This is a genomic window from Acetobacter oryzoeni (assembly GCF_004014775.2).
Lineage (GTDB): Bacteria > Pseudomonadota > Alphaproteobacteria > Acetobacterales > Acetobacteraceae > Acetobacter > Acetobacter oryzoeni.
This window is the reverse complement of sequence record NZ_CP042808.1, coordinates 2,435,391-2,455,331: the sequence shown is the minus strand read 5'-3', so window position 1 is coordinate 2,455,331 and position 19,941 is coordinate 2,435,391. Positions and strand designations below refer to the sequence as shown.

Genomic DNA, 19,941 nt, shown 5'->3' with positions numbered 1-19,941 from the left:
GGAAATCTGATTCAGGCTCTGTAAGGAGACTGAAGATGAGTGACCTGTATTGGCTGACCGAGGAACAGATGGATCGTCTGCGGCCCTTTTTCCCGAAGAGCCATGGCAAACCTCGCGTTGATGACCGTCGTGTGTTGAGTGGGATCATTTTCGGTTCTTCCGCACTTTTCGTGATGATGTTTTTGATTATGCGGGTTGGAGGACACGAGCCCTGAGGAGTTCGAAGCCTGCTCTTCCGAACATGGTTCGCTTGATCATTTTCAGTCGGCTGATCTGTCCTTCAACCGGGCTGGTTGTCCATGGTGTGACGAGAGAAGCTTCAATGGCAGCAGCATCCCGTTCAAGCGCAGGAATCAAACGCGATAGCAGCGTCGTTTTCCCTTCTTCCAGCAGGGCCTTTAGATCGCCTTCCTTTCTGGTGTCCTCCTTTTTACAGAGGAGGTTCTGCATTTTCCTGAGCCAGCAGAGCGTGACAGCGAGTTGCGGTTCGGCTTCCAGAAGGGCAGGAACAGGTAGCCCGTCCTGTCGTCCAGCAGACAATGGATCATCTGCAAGAAGAAGGCGTGCAAGTTTGCGCCCCAGAGGGGGCGAGACATACGCGGAAGAAATGGGTTTCGTGGAAATACCCTGTCGCGTCGTCACCCATTTCCGGACAGTGCCATATTTTCCTGTAAACCCCTGCTCCAGGAGTTCCCGCCATAGCTGGCGAATATTCCGACATCCTTCGACCCATCTCTTTTCCAGATGGGATATGTAAGGCCCGAGTATGCTGCGTGTCGGAACCGTCCTTTTCCATGTTGGCGCATGGCCCCGCTGAAACCAGCGCCGCACGGTTTTTCTCTCTACCCCGATCGTTGTGGCGATAGCCTGAATACTGTGCCCTTCTGCTTTCAGGGCAAGAGCTTCATTGAAAAGAGTTTCACGTCGCTCCCCAGAGACTGACCTGATGAGCGTCTGCGTTTCTTCCGGTTGTGTCCTGACTGTTCCAGACGTTTCGCTCAATGTCGTTGATGCGCTGAGTTGTCGCGTCAGGGTTCTGACTGTTGTCGTGAAACGGCCCAGTATGCTGACAAAAGCCTCTGACAGGTTCTTCAGCAGATGCCAGCGGTCCGTCACCTGAAGAGCTGATGGCGCGCCTCTGTGGCATCCATCTGCATAAGCACCGGCACGGTCTCTGGCAATGATTTCAACACCGGGGTGGGCCTGCAGCCATTGGGCCAGGGTCGCAGCCTCCCGATCTGGCAGGAGGTCAATGACATCATTTTTCTCAAGATCTACCACAATCGTTCCATAGTGATGTCCCCGTCGCCATGCCCAGTCATCCACCCCTACCACGCGTGTAGGGGGCATGTCTTTCTTGGTGTTCCGTGCCCGGGAAAGGAGGCGGCGAATGAGAGTGTCCGGGCTGATGGGGCAACACAGGCGCACGGTCATTCGTGCACCAGCGGAACCGCCCAGGGTATGGGCGATATAATAATGAAGATCGGTAAGACGCGTGGTCTGTCTGCCATGACGTACGGTTATCCCGTCAAGGGGCATCACAAAGGTCCGACGTGGACAGACCGCAGCCTGACAGAAAAAGCGTGGTACAGAAACGATCAGCGTGGCCGGACGGCCCTGCCATGGAAGATCCGCAAGTTTTCTCTGATAGAAGCTGTGAACGCGTTGTGTCGGGCACTGACAGTCCGGACACAGTACACTCCGCTTGCGCAGACCGACTTCGATCTCCACTCTGTTGCCCAGTGCAACAACACGACGAACGACGAGGGAACGGGGAAGATCAAGGATCCGAAGGCGTGACACTGGGGAATATCCATGAAAGTGGGCGACTTTCAGGGTTTTCCAGTTCCAGAACCACAGTACAAGATACCCATCACGAAAAGTGCGGAAGAGCCGAGAACTGACCCGGGTTTTTCATCAGGAATTGACCCAGCCAGATGCTATTTCAGGCATAGTCGGGCGGGCGGTCAAGAAGAGGATCTGTCCTTTCTGTTTTTTGACGCGGCGGTGCTGGCGCGGAACCTGTAGCTGTCATTTCCTGTCTCGAGGATATGACAGTGATGGGTCAGCCGATCGAGGAGCGCCGTTGTCATCTTCGGGTCACCAAAGACGTCTCCCCATTCACTGAAGCTCAGATTGGTTGTGATGATGACAGTGGTGCGCTCGTAGAGGCGGCTGAGCAGATGGAACAGCAGGGCGCCCCCAGATGCACTGAAGGGGAGATAACCGAGTTCATCAAGGATCACGAGATCCAGGCGGAGCAGCCTGTCGGCAATCTGCCCGGCCCGGTTGGCGGTCTTTTCCTGTTCGAGCGCATTGACCAGGTCGACCGTTGACCAGAAGCGCGCCTTCTTGCGGTGATGGGTGATCGCCTGGATGGCCAGCGCGGTCGCCAGGTGGGTTTTTCCGGTTCCCGGACCACCGATCAGCACGACATTTTCAGCACGCTCGATGAAGTCCCCGCTATGGAGCTGGCGGACCATGGGCTCGTTGACCTGCGTATTGGCAAAGGAGAACCCGGACAGGTCCTTGTAGGCAGGGAACCGGGCGGTCTTTGTCTGGTAGGCGATGGAGCGCACTTCGCGTTCGGCCAGTTCCGCCTTCAGGAGTTGTGAGAGGATAGGGATGGCCGCCTCGAAGGCAGGTGCGCCCTGCTCGATGAGGTCAGCCGTGGCCTGGGACATGCCATACATCCGCAATCCACGGAGCATGACGACAAGTGAAGCAGCGGCAGGATCATGACGCATGGCGGCTGTCCCTTCGCAGGATGTCATACCGCCCTGTATCGGCGCACGGTTCATGTTCGAGCACCAGGGCCTGTGGGGCATCGAGCCGGGGAACCACGGTTCTCTTGGCATCGATCAGGCGATGAAGCGTATTGAGAACATGGGTCTTGGTCGCCACACCATCTTCAAGAGCCAGTTCAACCGCGCAGAGGACAGCCTGCTCATCATGCTGCAGCACAAGGGCCAGGATTTCAGCCATTTCCCGGTCGCCTCCAGGCCGCCTGAGCAGTTGATCCTGCAGGGTCCGGAAGGCAGCTGGCAATTCGGTAAACGGCGCGCCATTGCGCAGGGCGCCCGGTTTGCGCTGGATGACCGCCAGATAATGCCGCCAGTCATACACCGTGCGGCCTGGCACACCATGCGAACGCGTGATGATCCGGTCATGCACGCACAGAACCTGCCCTTCGGCGATAATGCGCAGCTTGTCAGGATAAACCCGCAGGCTGACCGGACGATTGGCAAAGGAGGCCGGCACGCTGTAGCGATTGCCTTCGAACTGGATCAGGCAGGTTGGTGAGACGCGTTTGGTCTGTTCGACAAACCCGTCAAAGGGACGCCCCGGCACCATGAGGTGAGGACGCTCGCTGGCATGGACCTCGGCGATGCTCCGGGCCAGTTCGATATGCTGCAGCCGTTCCCAGCAGTCCAGGCAGCGGGCTTCCAGCCACGCATTCAGCGCCCCCAGATCAGGAAAGGCAGGCAGATCCTGCCAGATATGACGTCGGGCATCCTGCACGGTCTTCTCGATCTGCCCTTTCTCCCATCCCGCTGCCGGATTGCAGAAGGTTGTCTCGAACAGATAATGGCTGGCCAGGGCCATGAAGCGCAGGTTGACCTGACGTGCCTTGCCAGAGCCAATCCGGTCCACGGCCGTCTTCATGTTATCAAAAATACCCCGCCGCGGCACGCCACCGAGCACGCGGAAGGCCTCGGTAAGCGCATCAAAAAGCATCTCGTGGGTCTGTAGGGGATAGGCCCTGAGTATGAAGGCCCGGCTGAAGGACAGTTTGGTGTGGGCAACCTGCAGCTTGACGCGATGCCCGGCAATCACCGCCCAGTCCTCGCCCCAGTCAAACTGGAAGGCTTCCCCGGGCTGGAAGCACAGGGGCACGAAAACACCCCGGCCCGTTGTCTGGCGTGCCTGGTGCTGTTCGTGTTTCCACTGCCGGATGAAAGCAGCCACCCGTCCATAGGATCCATCATAACCCAGCGTCACAAGGTCTTCATACAACCGTCGCGCCGTGCGCCGGTTCTTGCGGGATCGGGCGGCTTCCAGAACCAGCCATCCTCTCAATTTGTCAGCAAACGGGTCCAGTCGGCTGGGACGTTCGGGAACCTGGAACCGCGGTTCAATGCTCTCTGCCCGGAGATATTTCCGGATCGTATTGCGTGACAGTCCTGTCCGGCGTTCGATCTCGCGGATCGGAAGATGATCCCGGCGATGCCACCGGCGGATCACACTCAGAAGCTCCATGTCAATCACTCCAAAAACCCCCAGCAGATGATGCCGGGGAGTGTGAAGGCATGGGTCAAATCTCGATGAAAATTTCCGCCCTACCCGGGTCAGTTCTCAGTGAAAATCAACAAACCACGGGCTCTTGCGGAGTGTCTTCCATTCAGATCGAACGATCTCCCCATCTCCTCTTTGCAGGACTGCGGTATCGGCTCACACGATCACGTTCTTTTTCCGTGCATCGTGTTGGCCAATCTCGTCAGCAGGCGGCTGCCGCTGCCAGCGCAACAGCATCCATCGGTTTGCGATATGTTTCGCCGCTGGTCATCAGCTTCCATGCAATGCGTGCCATCCTGTTGGCCAGAGCCACAGCAGCGGGTTTCGGCTTCTTTCTGCTCAGAAGACTGAGAAGCCACGGCGTGGCGAGACGGCTCTGTCCGTTCTGCCTGACATGCCGGAGCACGGTGGTCGCGCCAACCACCAGCGTGCTTCTCAGGCGGCTGTCTCCAGCCCTGGTGATCCCGCCATGCCTGACCTTGCCACCTGAGGAATGATCACGAGGAGTGAGGCCTATCCACGCCGCGAAATCCCGCCCTGAGCGGAACAGATGCGGATCCGGCGCCTTCATGAGCAGAAGAGCAGCAGCCAGAGGACCGATGCCCGGAATTCCGGACAGCCTGCGGCTCACCTCCTGACTTCGATGCCATGTGGCCAGCTTTTTATCGAGATCCCTGATCTGTTCCATCAGACCTTCATACTCTTCTGCCATCTGCGCAAACAGATCACGTGCTAGAGGTGGCAGCGTTTCTTCAGACGCAATCTGCTGAAGGAACGGGGCCACACGGGAGAGACCCACAGGGGCGGTCACTCCAAATTCTGCGGCATAGCCCCGAATGGAATTGGCCAGCTGGGTCCGCCTGCCAATGAGCCGCTCCCGCATGCCGACAAGCATGAGGGCTGCCTGCTGCCCAACGGTTTTGACAGGTACAAAACGCATGGTCGGCCGGCTCATCGCCTCACAGAGGGCCTCGGCATCTGCCGCATCATTCTTGCTGCGTCTGACGTAGGGTTTGACAAGCTGTGGCGCCATCAGCCGCACCTCGTGGCCAAGTGCACCAAGGGTTCTGGCCCAGTGATGGGACGCTCCACAGGCTTCAATGCCAATTACTGTGGGCGGAAGGTTCGCGAAAAACCGGATCATCTGATGTCGGCTCAGTTTCCGGCTCAGAACAACCCGCTCATCGGCATCCACGCCATGAAGCTGGAACACTTTTTTCGACGTATCCATGCCAATACGGATCAACTGGGACATGATGGTTTCCTCCACTGGACACTCAGCTCTTCAGTATCCTCTCAGGACCGCTGCGAGCCGTCCACACCATCAGTTCTCAGTGAAAATCAACAGCCGTCCTCCCCAAACGGCGATGTGCCAACGTGGTCATTCGGAACAGCCACGGAAGACAGGACGGCAACCACCACATCTCATAAGTGCCACATTGCTTCCAATTTGGATGAAATAATCTTCCAACCTTCCCGTAGATCCGAACCACTCCGACGGACAGGATACCGTTCAGTTCATGGCTTGGGGGCCGACAGTCCGCCCTCTGGTCAGTTCGGTTTTCTGGAAGGATCATCTCATGCGTTTCTCTTTATCCCGCATCGCAATTTTGGCAGTTTCGGTCGCAGTTCTGCCAGCCATCGCCTCTGCCCAGACGGTGACGAACCCGGCTCAGGTCCAGTCCGGCAGCTATGCCATCGAACCGGGCCATACACAGGTCGGGTTCTCGCTGCTGCACTTCGGTTTCACCTATTATAGCGGGCTTTTCTCCAATGTTTCTGGCACGCTGGAGCTGGATGCCAAAACGCCGTCCGCTTCCAAACTCTCCGTGACCATCCCGGTTGCATCTGTTCAGACGACCAGCGACAAGCTGACGGAAGAACTCAAGAGCGACCAGTGGTTCGATGCGGCAAAGTTCCCGAATGCAACCTTTGTCTCCACTGAAGTCAAGCGTTCCGGCAGGAACGATGCCATCGTGACCGGCAACCTGACCCTCCATGGCGTTACGAAGCCCGAGACGCTGAAGGTGCATTTTGTCGGTGCCGGCATCAACCCGATGGACAAGAATTACACGGCCGGCTTTGAAGCCACCGCCACGATCAAGCGTAGTGACTTCGGCGTGAAGATGTATGTGCCCTATGTCGGTGACGATGTAACGCTACGCATCGCCGGTGCTTTCGAAAAGCAGGGCTGATTTCATGAACACGGTCCCGATGCGTAACGAAAAAGCATCGCGATATGGGGCGGTGGCGATCGGCCTGCACTGGCTGATCGCCGCCGGTATTCTGGTCCTGATCGGCATGGGGCTGACCATGGATCATGTTGCCCTTGACCCGATGCGCATGTTCCAACTGTACCAGCTCCATAAATCCATCGGGATTTCTGTTCTGCTGCTGGTCTGCCTGCGGGTGGGATGGCGTCTGACCCATGCGGCGCCCGCGCTTCCCGCAGACATGCCTGCCGCGGAACGTCGGGCGGCCCATCTGGCTCATCTGGCCCTGTATGGACTACAGATCGTCCTGCCACTCAGCGGCTGGGCCATGGTATCGGCGTCCGTGCTCGGCATTCCAACCGTGCTGTTCGGCACGGTACCGTGGCCGGATCTTCCGGTTTTCGCAATGCTGCAGGACAAGGCTCCCGTGGAGGCAGTCCTGAAGGAGTTTCACCATTGGGCGGCCTGGACGCTGGTCGTTCTGATCGTCCTGCATATCGCAGCCGTTTTGCGGCATGCCCTGATTTTACGGGATTCCGTGCCTGGGCGCATGCTGCCCAGGCCGGTTGGATCGTCGCGTCGCAAGCGGCCGGAGGATTTGCACAATGCCATCCATTAAGACGATCGCCGCGTTGGCGCTTGCGGCAGGTTTTTCTCTGCCCCTGTCTGCCCTGGCCGCGGACTGGACGCTCGATCCGGCGCATAGCACGCTGGCCTTTTCGGGCAAGCAGACCGGAACGCCGTTCAGCGGTCATTTCGGAGCATTCGACGGCACCATTTCCTTCGATCCGGAGCATCCGGAGGCCGGACAAGCCCATGTGACGATCGCCCTGTCGAGCGGTGTCACGGGAGACCGCCAGCGTGACGGCGCCCTGCCGGGAAAGGACTGGTTTGACGTTGCGCATTTTCCGTCAGCGATATTTGACGCGCGGAACTTCCGTGCCACGGGAGGCAATGCCTATGAGGCAGTCGGAACCCTGACAATACGCGGGATCAGCAAGCCGGTCACCTTGCCCTTCACGCTCGATATCAATGGCTCCGCACTTCATGTAAAAGGGCATCTGGATCTCGTACGCTCCGCCTTCGGGGTCGGGCAGGGACCATGGGCGACCGGGCAGTGGGTCGCGCTGGAAGTTGGCGTCGACCTCGACATCACGGCGCAGCGGAAGTCCTGACCTATGAGAGAGCATCCTGTCTTTCCCACGGGGTTTGCCGTGGATCATGTCGTACTGACAGTGAACGATCCGGAAAAGGTTGCGGCCTTCTATCAGAAGACAGTCGGCCTCGAAGGACACGGCCGGGATGGGGAGACAATGCGCCTCGGTGCCGGTGGCACGTCCCTGCTCGAACTCCGGCAGGACAGACATGCCCGGCTACGTTCCTCCCGGGAGGCGGGGCTGTTTCATACGGCATTCCTGCTGCCGTCCCGCTCTGCGCTGGCATGTTGGCTCGACCATGTGATCGAACAGAAGCTACCGGTTGTCGGCGCCTCGAACCATGATGTGAGTGAAGCCGTGTATCTGTCCGATCCCGAGGGAAACGGCGTCGAAATCTATGCCGATCGCCCTGCGTCCACCTGGATCTGGCAGGACGGGACAGTGCGTATGAGTACGGCGGCCCTCGATATTCCCGCTCTTCTCGGGCAGGCCCGGGGGGCACGCTGGGATGGCGCGCCACACGGAACGCGGGTCGGGCATGTCCATCTTCAGGTCGGCACCATTGAGGCCGCGGAGGATTTTTATGCCCGCAAATTCGGTCTGGATATAACCTGCCGGTATCCGGGGGGCACGTTCTATGCGGCGGATGGCTACCATCACCATATCGCCACCAACATCTGGAACAGCCGTGGAGCGGGCCAGCATCGTTTCCCCTCGACCGGGCTGGCCGAAATCGCCCTGTCGGACTTCCGGCCTCCAGCGGCAGGATTGACATCCGTTCCTGGCTCGAATCCCTCCACGAACGAGGTGACGGTTGCAGATCCATGGGGTACGCCGATCCGTTTGCACACTCCAGAAGCACTGTGAGAGCCTGATTTGAGAACGTGCGCTGTCGAAGACCGGACGCAGATTGTCTTTATCCTTGGTACCGGCGCTCACTTAGGTTGTCCTCGCTCAACCAGCTCATATTTTCAAACAGGCTGTGAGACTTTCCTGCACAATGGGATGCAGGGCCAGGCAGGAAAAATCCGGAAGGGACTTGCATGTCGGATGACCGTTTTCACACCTACCGTCCTGAAGACGGGCATGGTCTTCTGCACGATCCGTTTAATGCCATCATCGCGCCACGGCCGATCGGGTGGATTGCGACGGTTGATACGGAGGGTGTACCCAATCTTGCCCCCTACAGTTTTTTCAATGCGTTCAACTATATCCCGCCGATCATCGGGTTTTCCTCGATCGGCTGGAAAGATACGGTCCGCAATGCGCAGCAGACCGGAGAATTCGTCTGGAATCTGGTCACGCAGCCGTTGGTCGGGCGCATGAATCTGTCGTCTGCTGCATTCGACCGGCAGATTGATGAATTTGATGTGGCGCGACTGGCGAAAATTCCGTCCTGTCGTGTTCGGCCGCCACGGGTTGCTGCCAGTCCGGTGCAGTTTGAGTGCCGTGTGACTCAGATCGTCCAGCTTGAGGCGGCTTCCGGGGAGCGCCTGGAGAGCTGGCTTACGTTGGGGGAAGTGGTGACGGTCCATATCGATCGCTCTTTTGTAAGCGAGGGAATCTACGAAACCGCTGCGGCGCGCCCCGTTCTGAGAGCCGGCGGAGCAGGATGGTATTCAGAACTGGCCGAGGCTTCCATGTTTGACCTGCGTCGCCCGTCATCGTCCGACACAGCTCTGGACGAAGGTGCCGGCTTGCCGGTTCTGCCTTCTACGCCCTGAAAGAAGATTACCAGCCTTCGTCCCATTCTGCCCGGCTTCGGAAGTAATCCGAGAGGAAATCGGACAGGGCCCGTACCTTTGCGGCAAGATGCCGCGCGGGGGGGTAAAGGGCGTGTATTCCCAGCGCTGGCGGCTCGAAGTTGTGCAGCAGGGGCGTCAGCTTACCTTCCCGTATTTTCGGGCCTGCAATGAAGCTGGGCAGATAGGCTATTCCCAGGCCCCGTTCAGCCGCTGTCAGGCAGGCTTCCCCGTTTGAGAAGGCGATGCGTCCGGTCACGGGAACCTGAATGTCCTGTCCTGATGACTCGTCGTGGAAAGACCAACTGTGGGGTGTGCGGAAATTGGTGTCGATGATGCATGTATGCTGCGACAGTTCTTCCGGACGCTGGGGTGCGCCACGGTCCGTGATGTAAAACGGGGCGGCGACAGTGACGATCCGGGCATCGCACAGCCTGCGGACAATCAGGCTGCTGTCGGACAGACGCCCGATACGAACGGCAAGATCAAAACCCTCCTCAACCAGGTCCGCCAGCCGGTCCGAAAAACTGACATCGAGGCTGATGCCGGGATATTGCTCCGCAAAGGCCAGCAGCGCGGGCACCAGTTGGACGGCGCCGAACGACATCGGGGCCGTGATCCGCAGTCGGCCCGAAGGTGCGCCCGATGTCTGGCGGATGGATGCATCGAGCGCGTCCCGCTCTTCGAGCAGAACCTTGACACGCTCATAATAAACCTGGCCGATCTCGGTGGGGGAGAGGGCGCGGGTTGTCCGCTTGATCAATTGCACGCCCAGGTCGGCTTCAAGGCGGGACAGCATCTTGGAGGCCTGGCCGCTGCTGACCCCCATCCGCCCGGATGCCGCGACAAAACTTCCTGTTTCCAGAACGGCGACGAACAGGCGGTCAAGGCTCAGACGATCCAAATCACAGGTCCTTAGGACACCAGCGAACCCGGAAGCAGAAGGGTCCGTATGAATTCCCGCGCCCGCGTCACTCCAGAAGCCGTCAGAGTATGGCCGACGCCGGGCAGAATGTCACATGTGACGGTCATGCCGATCGTCGTCAGGGTCCGGGCGGCCTTGTGAGCTTCCCGCACCGGCATGATGGGGTCCGCATCGCCATGGATCAGCAGAATGCGTGTTCCCGTGGATGGAGCATGGGAGGGAGGCGAGGCAAGCCGCCCGGAAAAGGCGGCCACGCCAGCCACGGGCCAGCGGCCGGAGACCGCGGCATCCAGCGCCATGATCGATCCCTGGGAAAAGCCCACAAGCACCACCCGGTCCAGCCTGTTTTCAAAGCCGGCCTCCGAGATGCAGGACTGGAGCGTGTCGTCAAAAGCCTGCCGCGCAGCGACGATCCGTTCCGTCCGGTTGGCCTCCGTCACGCCCTTGATGCTGAACCATTGTCGCCCGTCTGGCGCAAGGTCGAACGTGAACGGCGCATCGGGAGCGGCAAGGGCGATCGTGGGCAGATCCGTCCCCCATTGTGCCAGTAACGGCGCAAAAGAGGCGCCCCGACTGCCGACCCCATGCAGGAAGATAACCAGGCCGGCACTCATGTCCCGCCCCCGATGGGAGGGGTGTTGCAGGCATGTGTGCCGCCCATGTAAGGTCGGGCCCGAGGGGCACGATGCCATTGGGGTTCAGCGCCTTGATCGAATAATAGCCGCACTTGATATGGTCGAGGCTGACGGTTTCCGCAACCCCCCTGACCCCGAGCATCCGTTCCAGATAGCGGCTCAGGTTAGGGTAGTCCGCGACGCGGCGGCGATTGCACTTGAACAGCCCGTGATAGGCGGCATCGAAACGGACCAACGTCACGAACAGGCGGATGTCACTTTCGGTCAACTGGTCTCCGACCAGCCATGAGGTGCTTCCGGACAGACGTGCTTCCAACGTGTCCAGCATGCTGAAAACACCCTCGAAGGCTTCCTCATAAGCCTGCTGGGTTGTTGCAAACCCGGTGCGATAGACGCCATTGTTGAGCTGCACATACAGCCCGTCGTTCAGGGCATCGATTTCACCGCGCAGGGCTTCGGGATAGAGGTTGTGGTTCGAGGACGCCAGCGTACCAAACCCGGAATTGAACATCCGCACGATATCGGCGGACTCGTTGTTCACGATCGTTCGTCTTTCCCTGTCCCACAGGACCGGAACGGTGGCGCGACCCGTATAGTGCGGATCGGCGCGGGTATAGAGTTCATGCATCCACGTCGCGCCATTGAGCGTATCGACGTCCGCTCCCGGATAATCGCCAAAGCGCCAGCCCTGATCGGTGAGGGCGGGCTCGACGACCGATACCGACACGATATCCTCCAGCCCTTTCAGGCTACGGGCAATGAGCGTGCGTGACGCCCAAGGGCAGATCAGGGCGACGTAAAGATGATAGCGTCCTTTTGTGGCTGTAAAACCACCCTCTCCCGTGGGGCCTGGGCTTCCGTCAGGGGTGATCCAGTTGCGGAAAGACGAGGTCTGACGGACAAAGCCGCCTTTCGCGTCCTTGGCTTGAACCGGCTGCCAGTTCTCGACCCATTGTCCATCAACCAGCATCGGCAACTCCTGTTCCACAGTATCATGATGATCTTCCGGCGAAAGAACGGCGTTTTCTTCCGCTACCGAGATTACTTGCGCCGCTATTGCTAATATGGCCGAACGCGAAAGATTAGATACCGTAGCAGCAAGGCATTCCTTCCCTGTAGGAAGTAGTGTTGCGATTGGACGCCTCCATGTAATGTGGCATTGCCACTCTGTCATGCGGCGAGACGGGGTAGGGGTTCGAAGGCGTGAAGTGAAGAGGCTCGACCGGCAGGGCGGTCAGGCGAAGCTTCCTACCGCAATGCTGCGGGCACGCCGGAGGGCCAGTGCGCCCCTGCCATCACGAAGCGTTTCCAAGGCTGTCTGACCGGCAAGTTCGGGATTAGACTGCATCAGGAAGCGATGAATGGTCCATCCGCTGTCGCCCAGCGCATCGAAAAGTGCGTGCAGGACAGGGAAGGGCGGTCCCGTCGCGTCGATCTGCCAGGCCGGATAGCGCACATCTCGTGGTGAGAGCCCTGGCAGAACGAGGACAGCATGGGCCTGTTCCAGATTACGCAGATCTGCGACAGTCAGGCCAAGACGGTGGGCAAAAACCTCGCCCGTCAGCATGTCCGGACCTGACAGCATGGTGGCTGTCAGGTGGCGACCCCGTTCTTCTGCTCGGGCGAAGGCTTCACTCCGTGTTCGTGGCCTGTCCGTCATGAATGCTGTCTTTTTGTCTTTCAGGGAGAGAGGAGAGCGGTCCCATCATGGGACGGGCGGAAGATCTACTGTATCATCCGGCCCGCTTGTATGCATTCGGTGCATAGAGCCCTAAAAATACGGGACATCAACGTCCAAATGGGATATACATAATATATATCCATGGGGAGGAATAACCGATGCTGACCCGTACGACACTCTTTCTATCCAACCGCTCGCAGGCAGTGCGCCTGCCGAAGATGGTCGCCTTCGGGGAGCAGGTGCGTGACGTCGTCATTGTGTCCGAAGGTTCACGACGCATCATCGCCCCCGCTGACGCAGCGTGGGATGATTTCTTTGCGGCTCCCGGCGTGGATCTGGGGGAGCGGAACCAGCCGGCCATGCAGGACCGTGAGGCGCTCTGAATGCTGCGTTATCTGCTGGATACGAACCTCTGTATCCGGGTATTGCGGGATCGACCACAAGGGCTGCGTCCGAGGTTCAACAGCTGTGCGGAGGAACTCTGCATCTCGGACGTGGTTCTGTATGAGCTGCTTTATGGCGCAGAACGCTCGTCCGATCCCGTGCGCACAAGGCGTGAAGTCGAGCGCTTCGCGGCAAGGCTGGCGGTCCTGCCATTCGACAGTGAAGCAGCCGCCCATACGGCAGACATTCGGGCCGAACTTGAACGGAATGGCCGTATCATAGGTCCGTATGATCTCATGATTGCCGGGCATGCCCGGAGCAGAGGGCTGATTGTTGTGACCGGCAATCTGCGGGAATTTCAGCGGGTGGAGGGGCTTCGAACGGAGGACTGGCTGACTGACACGGCCTGACCGGGAAAGGCCTGGCGAGACAAAATATTGATAAAAACGATTATTTATCAATCGATTATGTCATGCAGCGAGCCTCTCTACGAACCCGCTGACAAGCAGCAGTTTTCTTTGGTTGCAGGCCCCCGCAACCAAAACTTATCCAATATCATCAGCATGTTAAGCCGTCCTCAAGGGCGGCTTTCTGCGTTTGGGACATACGCGCAGGATGCGTATAGGATGCAGATGGGAGTGAAACTCCAGCGTAGTTTGGGCTGATTTCACGTGTGCGTGAACCGCCAGAGCGAGGTCATTTGGGCGGGAACAGATTCGCCGTCATGAACTCGATAAACACCCTGAGCTTCGGTGAGAGATAGGGGCTGGACGGCCACAGAAGACGGAAGACCCCCGAATCTTCGGTATGGTCGGACAGCACAGGAACGAGGTGTCCTGTCCTGAGATGCTCGTGAAGCACAAAATCCGGCAGGCTGACGATACCCAGCCCGGCTTCGGCCATGCTGATCAGCGGCTCCAGCGCCGAGGCAACGACGGTTGCCGGTGGCTCAATAGTCCCAGCCATGCGATCCTGCCGCAGGGGCCATGCTTCCAGTTTCCCGGTGGTGGGATATCTGTGGCGCAGGCAGGCATGATGCGCCAGATCAGCCGGTTTGATGGGTATCCCACGGCGATCCAGATAGGCGGGGCTGGCAACCAGCCGGTGATGGAACGTGCCGACGATGCGGGTCATCAGGCGTGAGTCCGCGGCATCTCCGGTTCGGAGAACCACATCGAAGCCTTCGCCGATGACATCCACGAGACGATCGGTGAAATCAAGATCGGGCTCGATTTCCGGATAGGCCTGGATAAAGGCGTTGACCGCCGGCATCAACAGCATGCCGACCATGGGGAGGCTCACGCGCAGACGTCCCGATGGTGCGGCGTGTGTATCCGCCAGTTCCTGTTCTGCAGCCTCAACCTCTCCCAGAATCCGACGGCAGCGCGCCAGAAAGAGATGACCTTCCTGGGTCAGCGTGATCGTTCGCGTGCTGCGATGAAACAGCCTGACGCCGAGACGCCCTTCAAGACGGGCAATGGCCTTGCCGACCGCAGAGGCAGACAGGCCCAGTTGCTGACCGGCGGCCGTGAAGCTGCGTGTTTCGGCCGCCTGAATGAAAATGGGAAGAGCACCCAGACTGTCCATCGCATGATCCGGCTATTGCGGACATCTCTGTCCATTGTGTGTGGAACTATAGCCTGATTAATCCGGAGCAGGGACCATCTTATCGTGAGGGCAACGAGGGGCCAGAGCGGCAGACAGCTCTGCGCCACGGCATGCTTTGAGATGGATGACTCCATGACCTCAGAAACCACAGAATGCAACCTGTCCACATCGGAGCGCCTGCCGTTGGCGGGCCTCCTGGCCCTGGCCACATCTGGCTTCATCACCATCCTGACCGAGGCTCTGCCAGCAGGCCTGTTACCGCAGATGGGTAGTGGCCTGAACGTAGCGGATGCGATGGTCGGGCAACTTGTCACACTTTACGCAATCGGTTCCCTTGTCGCGGCCATCCCGCTGACCAGCGCCACGCAGGGATGGCGACGGCGCAGATTGCTGCTTCTGGCTATTGGTGGCTTTGCTGTCGTCAATACGGTCACGGCCGTCTCAACCAGCTATGTCCTGACCCCGCCGCCCGTTTTCTGGCAGGGGTATCGGCCGGACTGCTGTGGGCGCTGCTGGCGGGCTATGCCAGCCGGATGGTGGCACCCGCCTTGCAGGGACGGGCCATCGCTGTTGCAATGGTCGGGACACCGCTTGCCCTGTCATTCGGCATTCCTCTCGGTACCCTTCTCGGGACGGTTGTGGGGTGGCGTTACACTTTCGGTATCATGACCGTGCTGACCGTCGGGCTGCTGGGCTGGGTCGTGGCCGCGGTGCCGGACTTTCCCGGCCAAGGTCAGGGACGACGTCTGACGCTCAGGCATGTGTTCCTGATGCCGGATGTGCGGACAATCCTGTCTGTCACGCTACTGTTCGTCCTGGCCCATAATATCCTCTACACATATATCGCGCCTTTCCTGCTGCAGGCCGGCATGGGCGGACAGGTGGATAGGGTGCTGCTGGTATTCGGTCTCACCGCTCTGGTCGGGATCTGGCTGATCGGCGCCCTCATCGATCACTGGCTGCGGGCGCTGGTCCTGGCGAGTATTGCTCTTTTCGTGATCGCAGGCTGCACATTGGGTTTTGCAGGGACCAGTCCGATTGCAATTTACATCGGAGCCGGTCTGTGGGGGCTGGCCTTTGGTGGCGCGGCCACGCTGTTCCAGACGGCGTCCGCGCGTGCAGCAGGCGAGGGGGCCGATATCGCCCAGTCGATGATCGTGACCGTATGGAACGCGGCCATTGCCGGCGGCGGGATCATCGGGGGTCTGCTTCTCGACCATCTTGGCACGACCGTCATTCCGTGGGCAGCAACAGTTTTGCTGCTCTGTGCCCTGATGATCGTCGTGATGGCGTCAGGAAGCGGGTTTACACGCATGCCACGCAATGGCTGACTGAACGCGCTTTTTACTCCCCCGATAGCTGGCTGGGACCGATGCACATATTCTTCTTTAGAAAATCAAGAACTGCCCTGATCCGCGCGGACAGCGTGCCACGATGTCCCAGATAGACGGCTTGCACATCGACAAATCTGTCGATCTGAAAAGTGCTCAAGCATTGAGGTCAGCCGCCCAGCGATGATGTGTGGATCAACTTGAAACGCCGCAAGGTGCGCCAGCCCCGTACCCGGCAGTGCGAGTTCCAGCATCGTGTCGGGTTGGAGTGCCACGAAAGCGCCGAGAGAATGGACAGGGAATGACTGTGAACGTTGAGGAAGAGACGTTCTCTTTGATCATAGACTTCCTGCCTTGATGCGCCCGCTCTCATATATGGTCATGGCTGATCATGACCGCGCCAAGAGTGGTGAGTGGGCGATTGGTCCTGATCGCTCAGAATATCTTTCCAGCAGACAGAAAATATGAGAGAATAATTTTAGTCCATTTTTGAATGAAAAAAAGTGGTTTATATGAATGGGTTACAGTGTTTATGGACGATTCTAGTGGATTGAAGTCTGATTTAGCCCAGATTGTTCGGCTCGCCTTGGCCGAGCAAACGGAGGACGTACGCCTGTTCGCCGCACGGCTAGTTAGAAAATATCGAGGGACTGAACCTGAGTTGGCAGCACAGGTAGATATGTTCCTTCGTTCCAAACCGCATCGCACCGGAGCTCCGTTACGGAAGGCAGTTACACCATCCTCTCCGGAACAGGCTTTGCCAGTGGACGATGAGTCGCGCTTGTCACTGCTTAAAGAGTTTACGGATCTTCCAGATCAGGAAGCGCCACTGCTTTCTCCCGGATTGGAGGAAATGCTTGGACAGTTGATCTTGGAGCGTAAGCAAGCTGAGCGTCTTGTCGCAGCGGGCTTGGTGCCAACACGCTCTGCAATATTTGTTGGCCAACCTGGACTGGGTAAGACACTCACTGCGCGTTGGTTGGCATCTCAGCTAGGTGTACCGCTGTATGTACTCGATCTTACTGCGGTTATGAGTAGTTTGTTGGGGCGTAGCGGTAACAATTTACGCGCAGCTCTTGATTTTGCTAAACAACGCCCTTGTGTGTTGTTGCTTGATGAAATCGATGCAATTGCCAAGCGACGTAGCGATGATTCCGATGTGGGTGAACTCAAGCGTCTTGTGACAGTGATTTTGCAGGAAGTTGATGAGTGGCCTTCTACCGGGGTGTTGTTGGCCGCAACTAATCATCCAGAGCTGATTGATCCTGCGTTATGGCGACGGTTTGACTTGGTTGTCGAATTTAAGACACCTGAGCCCGTAGCGGTCAAAGAAGCTATTAAACGGTTCTTGGGACCTGATTTCGCGTTGTTTGCTCGGTGGGTAGATATTCTGACCTTCGCGTTTCGTGGACAGTCCTTTAGCGATATAGGAAGAGAGATACAGCGCTTTCGGCGAGCAGTAGCATTGGGAACAGCTCCAGATGTCGATTTAATTGAGGAATTCATTAAAGCTCGCGCTCTATCATTGGATCGACAGGGGCGTATCGATATGGCTGTTTTACTCGCTAAACAAACACGCCTGTCTCAGCATAGTATTTCGGATATTACAGGTGTGAGCCGAGATACTATTAGAAAATACACGACTGACGGTCCTGCCGTCGTTCCTAAAAAGCGGAGACGTGAAGGATGAGTCAGACCAATTTTTTGATAGGACGAGGCGAACTCCTTACTTATGATATTAAAGGTCCTCGACGGAAGATAACGAAAGCTGAAGTTTATACGCTGCAGCAAGCGAGAACACGTTTGGTGCCGCAATTTATCGAAACATCGATAAATCTCGATAGGTTGCCCTCCAAAGCCTGTCCGGGCGATTTGAGTGTGGCCCGTCTCGCCTTGAATCCCAGTTACATCGCGCGTTCTTTTTATCCTGTCGCAATGTTGCGCAGTGCTGGTCTTGAGTCGGTCGGGAGTAGAGCTGTAAAACTGACCCCGGAGGCTTGGGCAAAAAAGGGTTCTCCGCGCGAGTCAACGACCACGGAGCTTTTTGTGGTGGGACGGCGAAAAGCGTTTCGTCAGTTGGCAGATTGGGCTGGAGAAGTTGAAGAAGGGTCCAGTGAAGCCAAAGACCTTTCTCATATTGAGAATTTTTCTGCATTTGAGTCAACAGATCGCATTGTGTCATTCGAAAAATCCCAAGATCGTTTTTTCGAAGTGGGTGTTCATCTGTTACCCGGAGATAACTCTCAATTTGTACAACGCGCATTTGCCAAATATGCGACCGACGTTGGCGTAAAGCTGCACCTCGATCTGGCATTTAGCGCAGGGAATCTATGGTTTCTTCCTGCAGAGGGCGATAGTGAGAGCATCAGGCACCTAGCTGAGTTCTCTTTTGTACGTGTAATTCGTTCCATGCCCAAGTTGCGTGGTATGCGTCCGATACAACGGGCTTCTGGGGTGACTGTGCCGTGTAGCCTGCCCACGGAGCAGCCGCTGTCGTCAGAGCCTAAAGTCGCCATTTTGGATGGTGGTTTGCCGACAAATAGCAGTATCACTCCGTGGATAAATACTTATCGCGTCATGGATGAGCATGCGGAAGATGATCCAGGCGGCATTGAGCATGGGCTTGCAGTCACGTCGGCATTCCTTTTTGGACCGATCATACCCAATAGCACTCCGTCTCGGCCTTATTCTTATGTTGATCATCTCCGCGTTCTGGATCGTGAAACTGATTCAGAAGACCCATTGGAATTATATCGTACGCTGGGGTTTGTGGAAGAAGTTCTTCTGTCTCGATATTATCAGTTCATCAATTTGAGTTTGGGACCGGATCTCCCAATTGAAGATACAGATGTACACGCGTGGACTTCTGTGATTGATGATTTGTTGAGCGATGGCGATACATTGATGACCATAGCCGTTGGAAATAACGGCGCTATGGATCGCTCCACAGGTAACGCACGTGTTCAGGTGCCATCGGATTGCGTGAATGCGTTGTCCGTAGGGGCTGCTGACAACGTTGATAAAACTTGGGGTCGGGCCGCTTACAGCGCCGTTGGACCCGGTCGTAGTCCAGGCGTAGTAAAACCTGATCTTATGGCTTTTGGTGGGGCCGCAGAAAATTCTAAATATTTTCATGTTCTGGCATCGGGAGCCAAGCCGTCCCTAGTGCCTCAATTGGGAACAAGTTTTGCATCACCATATTTATTGCGCAATGCTGTTGGAGTTCATGCGGTTCTTGGGTCGGATTTATCGCCGCTCGCTATTAAAGCGTTGCTTGTTCATAGTGCTGATCCCTCTGAACACGATAAAATTGAAGTCGGTTGGGGTAAAATTCCAGAAGATTTGATGGAAGTTATTACTTGTCCGTCTGGCGTGGCGCGGGTGGTCTATCAAGGCGAATTAAAACCCGGGAAATATTTACGCGCGCCGCTTCCAATACCAACTGGTGGTCTACAAGGTAAAATACGCTTGAAGGCAACATTTTGTTACGCGTCTCCGACGGATCCGCAGGATGCTGTTACCTATACTCGAGCTGGTTTGGATATTGTCTTTCGTCCCAGTGATAAGAAGGTAAAAGAAGGTAAAGCGAACGCCGATACAAAAGGCTTTTTCGATATGAAAAAATACGCAACCGAAGAGGAGCGTCGTTCGGATATGGGGAAATGGGAAACTGTTCTACATGGCGATAAACGTATGCTCGGGCGTAGTCTCGATAGCCCAGTGTTCGACATTCATTACAATGCGCGTGAATCAGGACATGCTACGACAAGCGCTGAGAAAATTCGTTATGCTCTAATTATCACAGTAGAAGCTGCTAAACATCCTGATCTCTATAATGATATTTTGCGCAGTTATACAAAGGCACTTGTGCCAATTCAGCCAAAAATAACCCTGCCAATTCGAACATAGGAATTGTTCAAATTGGGATTTCTTATTTTTCAAATTGACTAAATGTTTCGACATTTTTGC

General features: G+C 57.1%; 18 protein-coding genes and 2 pseudogenes. 11 read left to right on the top strand and 9 right to left on the bottom strand.

Going from position 1 to position 19,941, the window contains the following annotated elements:
* Positions 1-35: 35 nt before the first annotated feature.
* Positions 36-152: pseudogene (locus EOV40_RS11480) on the top strand (IS5/IS1182 family transposase); the annotation flags it as partial.
* A gap of 34 nt (positions 153-186) precedes the next feature.
* On the opposite strand, the gene EOV40_RS11475 reads toward EOV40_RS11480, so the two are convergent.
* The 4 genes from EOV40_RS11475 to EOV40_RS11460 form a co-directional block, all read right to left on the bottom strand.
* Positions 187-1,803 carry an ISL3 family transposase gene (locus EOV40_RS11475; RefSeq protein WP_128106021.1) on the bottom strand — a complete coding sequence of 539 codons (1,617 nt, stop codon included), beginning with the start codon at positions 1,801-1,803 and terminating at the stop codon, positions 187-189.
* 164 nt (positions 1,804-1,967) lie between these two features.
* Positions 1,968-2,747 carry an IS21-like element helper ATPase IstB gene (gene istB / locus EOV40_RS11470; RefSeq protein WP_128106020.1) on the bottom strand — a complete coding sequence of 260 codons (780 nt, stop codon included), beginning with the start codon at positions 2,745-2,747 and terminating at the stop codon, positions 1,968-1,970.
* The gene (gene istA, locus EOV40_RS11465) at positions 2,737-4,260 is read right to left on the bottom strand and encodes an IS21 family transposase (RefSeq protein WP_128106019.1); all 1,524 of its coding nucleotides are present in this window, start codon (positions 4,258-4,260) and stop codon (positions 2,737-2,739) included. The genes istB and istA overlap by 11 nt, the downstream gene beginning before the upstream one ends.
* Positions 4,261-4,498: 238 nt before the next feature.
* On the bottom strand, positions 4,499-5,551 hold the full coding sequence (locus EOV40_RS11460) for an IS110 family RNA-guided transposase (RefSeq protein ID WP_058988301.1): 1,053 nt from the start codon (positions 5,549-5,551) through the stop codon (positions 4,499-4,501).
* 325 nt (positions 5,552-5,876) lie between these two features.
* On the opposite strand from EOV40_RS11460, the gene EOV40_RS11455 reads away from it, so the two are divergent.
* From EOV40_RS11455 to EOV40_RS11435, 5 genes are all read left to right on the top strand, one after another.
* On the top strand, positions 5,877-6,491 hold the full coding sequence (locus tag EOV40_RS11455; RefSeq protein ID WP_128106018.1) for a YceI family protein: 615 nt from the start codon (positions 5,877-5,879) through the stop codon (positions 6,489-6,491).
* A 4-nt stretch (positions 6,492-6,495) separates the two neighbouring features.
* Entirely contained in the window at positions 6,496-7,128 is a 633-nt protein-coding gene (locus EOV40_RS11450; protein WP_086641005.1) for a cytochrome b, read from the top strand.
* A complete protein-coding gene (locus EOV40_RS11445; protein WP_086641004.1) occupies positions 7,115-7,684 on the top strand; it encodes a YceI family protein in 570 nt (189 codons plus the stop codon). The genes EOV40_RS11450 and EOV40_RS11445 overlap by 14 nt, the downstream gene beginning before the upstream one ends.
* 39 nt (positions 7,685-7,723) lie before the next feature.
* A complete protein-coding gene (locus EOV40_RS11440) occupies positions 7,724-8,533 on the top strand; it encodes a VOC family protein (RefSeq protein ID WP_244296916.1) in 810 nt (269 codons plus the stop codon).
* A 176-nt stretch (positions 8,534-8,709) separates the two neighbouring features.
* The gene (locus tag EOV40_RS11435) at positions 8,710-9,390 is read left to right on the top strand and encodes a flavin reductase family protein (RefSeq protein ID WP_128106016.1); all 681 of its coding nucleotides are present in this window, start codon (positions 8,710-8,712) and stop codon (positions 9,388-9,390) included.
* Positions 9,391-9,397: 7 nt separating this feature from the next.
* On the opposite strand, the gene EOV40_RS11430 is transcribed toward EOV40_RS11435, so the two are convergent.
* The 4 genes and pseudogenes from EOV40_RS11430 to EOV40_RS11415 form a co-directional block, all read right to left on the bottom strand.
* Positions 9,398-10,312, bottom strand: coding sequence for a LysR family transcriptional regulator (locus EOV40_RS11430; RefSeq protein ID WP_086641002.1), 915 nt, complete (start codon positions 10,310-10,312; stop codon positions 9,398-9,400).
* A gap of 11 nt (positions 10,313-10,323) precedes the next feature.
* Positions 10,324-10,947: an alpha/beta hydrolase gene (locus tag EOV40_RS11425; protein WP_128106015.1), complete on the bottom strand. Its 624-nt coding sequence runs from the start codon at positions 10,945-10,947 to the stop codon at positions 10,324-10,326.
* A gap of 214 nt (positions 10,948-11,161) precedes the next feature.
* Positions 11,162-11,938: pseudogene (locus EOV40_RS11420) on the bottom strand (glutathione S-transferase family protein); the annotation flags it as partial.
* Between the two features lie 264 nt (positions 11,939-12,202).
* On the bottom strand, positions 12,203-12,553 hold the full coding sequence (locus tag EOV40_RS11415; RefSeq protein ID WP_128106014.1) for a hypothetical protein: 351 nt from the start codon (positions 12,551-12,553) through the stop codon (positions 12,203-12,205).
* A 254-nt stretch (positions 12,554-12,807) separates the two neighbouring features.
* On the opposite strand from EOV40_RS11415, the gene vapB reads away from it, so the two are divergent.
* Together vapB and vapC are read left to right on the top strand one after the other, a co-directional pair.
* Entirely contained in the window at positions 12,808-13,032 is a 225-nt protein-coding gene (gene vapB / locus EOV40_RS11410) for a type II toxin-antitoxin system VapB family antitoxin (protein ID WP_128106013.1), read from the top strand.
* Positions 13,033-13,443 (top strand): type II toxin-antitoxin system tRNA(fMet)-specific endonuclease VapC, encoded by a 411-nt coding sequence (gene vapC, locus EOV40_RS11405; protein ID WP_128106012.1) that lies wholly within the window; start codon positions 13,033-13,035, stop codon positions 13,441-13,443. It begins immediately after the preceding gene.
* Positions 13,444-13,729: 286 nt separating this feature from the next.
* On the opposite strand, the gene EOV40_RS11400 is transcribed toward vapC, so the two are convergent.
* Complete coding sequence (locus EOV40_RS11400) at positions 13,730-14,620, bottom strand: LysR family transcriptional regulator (RefSeq protein ID WP_087607217.1); 891 nt, start codon at positions 14,618-14,620, stop codon at positions 13,730-13,732.
* Positions 14,621-15,012: 392 nt separating this feature from the next.
* Here EOV40_RS11400 and EOV40_RS11395 point away from each other — a divergent pair, with 392 nt between their 5' ends.
* The 3 genes from EOV40_RS11395 (at position 15,013) to EOV40_RS11385 (ending at position 19,881) form a co-directional block, all read left to right on the top strand.
* A complete protein-coding gene (locus EOV40_RS11395) occupies positions 15,013-15,972 on the top strand; it encodes an MFS transporter (RefSeq protein ID WP_341865149.1) in 960 nt (319 codons plus the stop codon).
* Positions 15,973-16,465: 493 nt separating this feature from the next.
* Positions 16,466-17,662, top strand: a complete 1,197-nt coding sequence (locus tag EOV40_RS11390; RefSeq protein ID WP_196778589.1) for an AAA family ATPase — start codon at positions 16,466-16,468, stop codon at positions 17,660-17,662.
* Positions 17,659-19,881: a S8 family peptidase gene (locus EOV40_RS11385; protein WP_087607218.1), complete on the top strand. Its 2,223-nt coding sequence runs from the start codon at positions 17,659-17,661 to the stop codon at positions 19,879-19,881. Before EOV40_RS11390 ends, EOV40_RS11385 begins: the two co-directional genes overlap by 4 nt.
* Positions 19,882-19,941: the final 60 nt, after the last annotated feature.

Bases quoted from the DNA above. Each gene is read 5' to 3' on its own strand.
- istB (WP_128106020.1), bottom strand. From the start codon at position 2,747: ATGCGTCATGATCCTGCCGCTGCTTCACTTGTCGTCATGCTCCGTGGA.
- istA (WP_128106019.1), bottom strand. From the start codon at position 4,260: ATGGAGCTTCTGAGTGTGATCCGCCGGTGGCATCGCCGGGATCATCTT.
- EOV40_RS11460 (WP_058988301.1), bottom strand. From the start codon at position 5,551: ATGTCCCAGTTGATCCGTATTGGCATGGATACGTCGAAAAAAGTGTTC.
- EOV40_RS11455 (WP_128106018.1), top strand. From the start codon at position 5,877: ATGCGTTTCTCTTTATCCCGCATCGCAATTTTGGCAGTTTCGGTCGCA.
- EOV40_RS11450 (WP_086641005.1), top strand. From the start codon at position 6,496: ATGAACACGGTCCCGATGCGTAACGAAAAAGCATCGCGATATGGGGCG.
- EOV40_RS11445 (WP_086641004.1), top strand. From the start codon at position 7,115: ATGCCATCCATTAAGACGATCGCCGCGTTGGCGCTTGCGGCAGGTTTT.
- EOV40_RS11435 (WP_128106016.1), top strand. From the start codon at position 8,710: ATGTCGGATGACCGTTTTCACACCTACCGTCCTGAAGACGGGCATGGT.
- EOV40_RS11425 (WP_128106015.1), bottom strand. From the start codon at position 10,947: ATGAGTGCCGGCCTGGTTATCTTCCTGCATGGGGTCGGCAGTCGGGGC.
- EOV40_RS11415 (WP_128106014.1), bottom strand. From the start codon at position 12,553: ATGCTGTCAGGTCCGGACATGCTGACGGGCGAGGTTTTTGCCCACCGT.
- vapB (WP_128106013.1), top strand. From the start codon at position 12,808: ATGCTGACCCGTACGACACTCTTTCTATCCAACCGCTCGCAGGCAGTG.
- vapC (WP_128106012.1), top strand. From the start codon at position 13,033: ATGCTGCGTTATCTGCTGGATACGAACCTCTGTATCCGGGTATTGCGG.
- EOV40_RS11400 (WP_087607217.1), bottom strand. From the start codon at position 14,620: ATGGACAGTCTGGGTGCTCTTCCCATTTTCATTCAGGCGGCCGAAACA.
- EOV40_RS11395 (WP_341865149.1), top strand. From the start codon at position 15,013: ATGGCGACGGCGCAGATTGCTGCTTCTGGCTATTGGTGGCTTTGCTGT.
- EOV40_RS11390 (WP_196778589.1), top strand. From the start codon at position 16,466: ATGAAAAAAAGTGGTTTATATGAATGGGTTACAGTGTTTATGGACGAT.
- EOV40_RS11385 (WP_087607218.1), top strand. From the start codon at position 17,659: ATGAGTCAGACCAATTTTTTGATAGGACGAGGCGAACTCCTTACTTAT.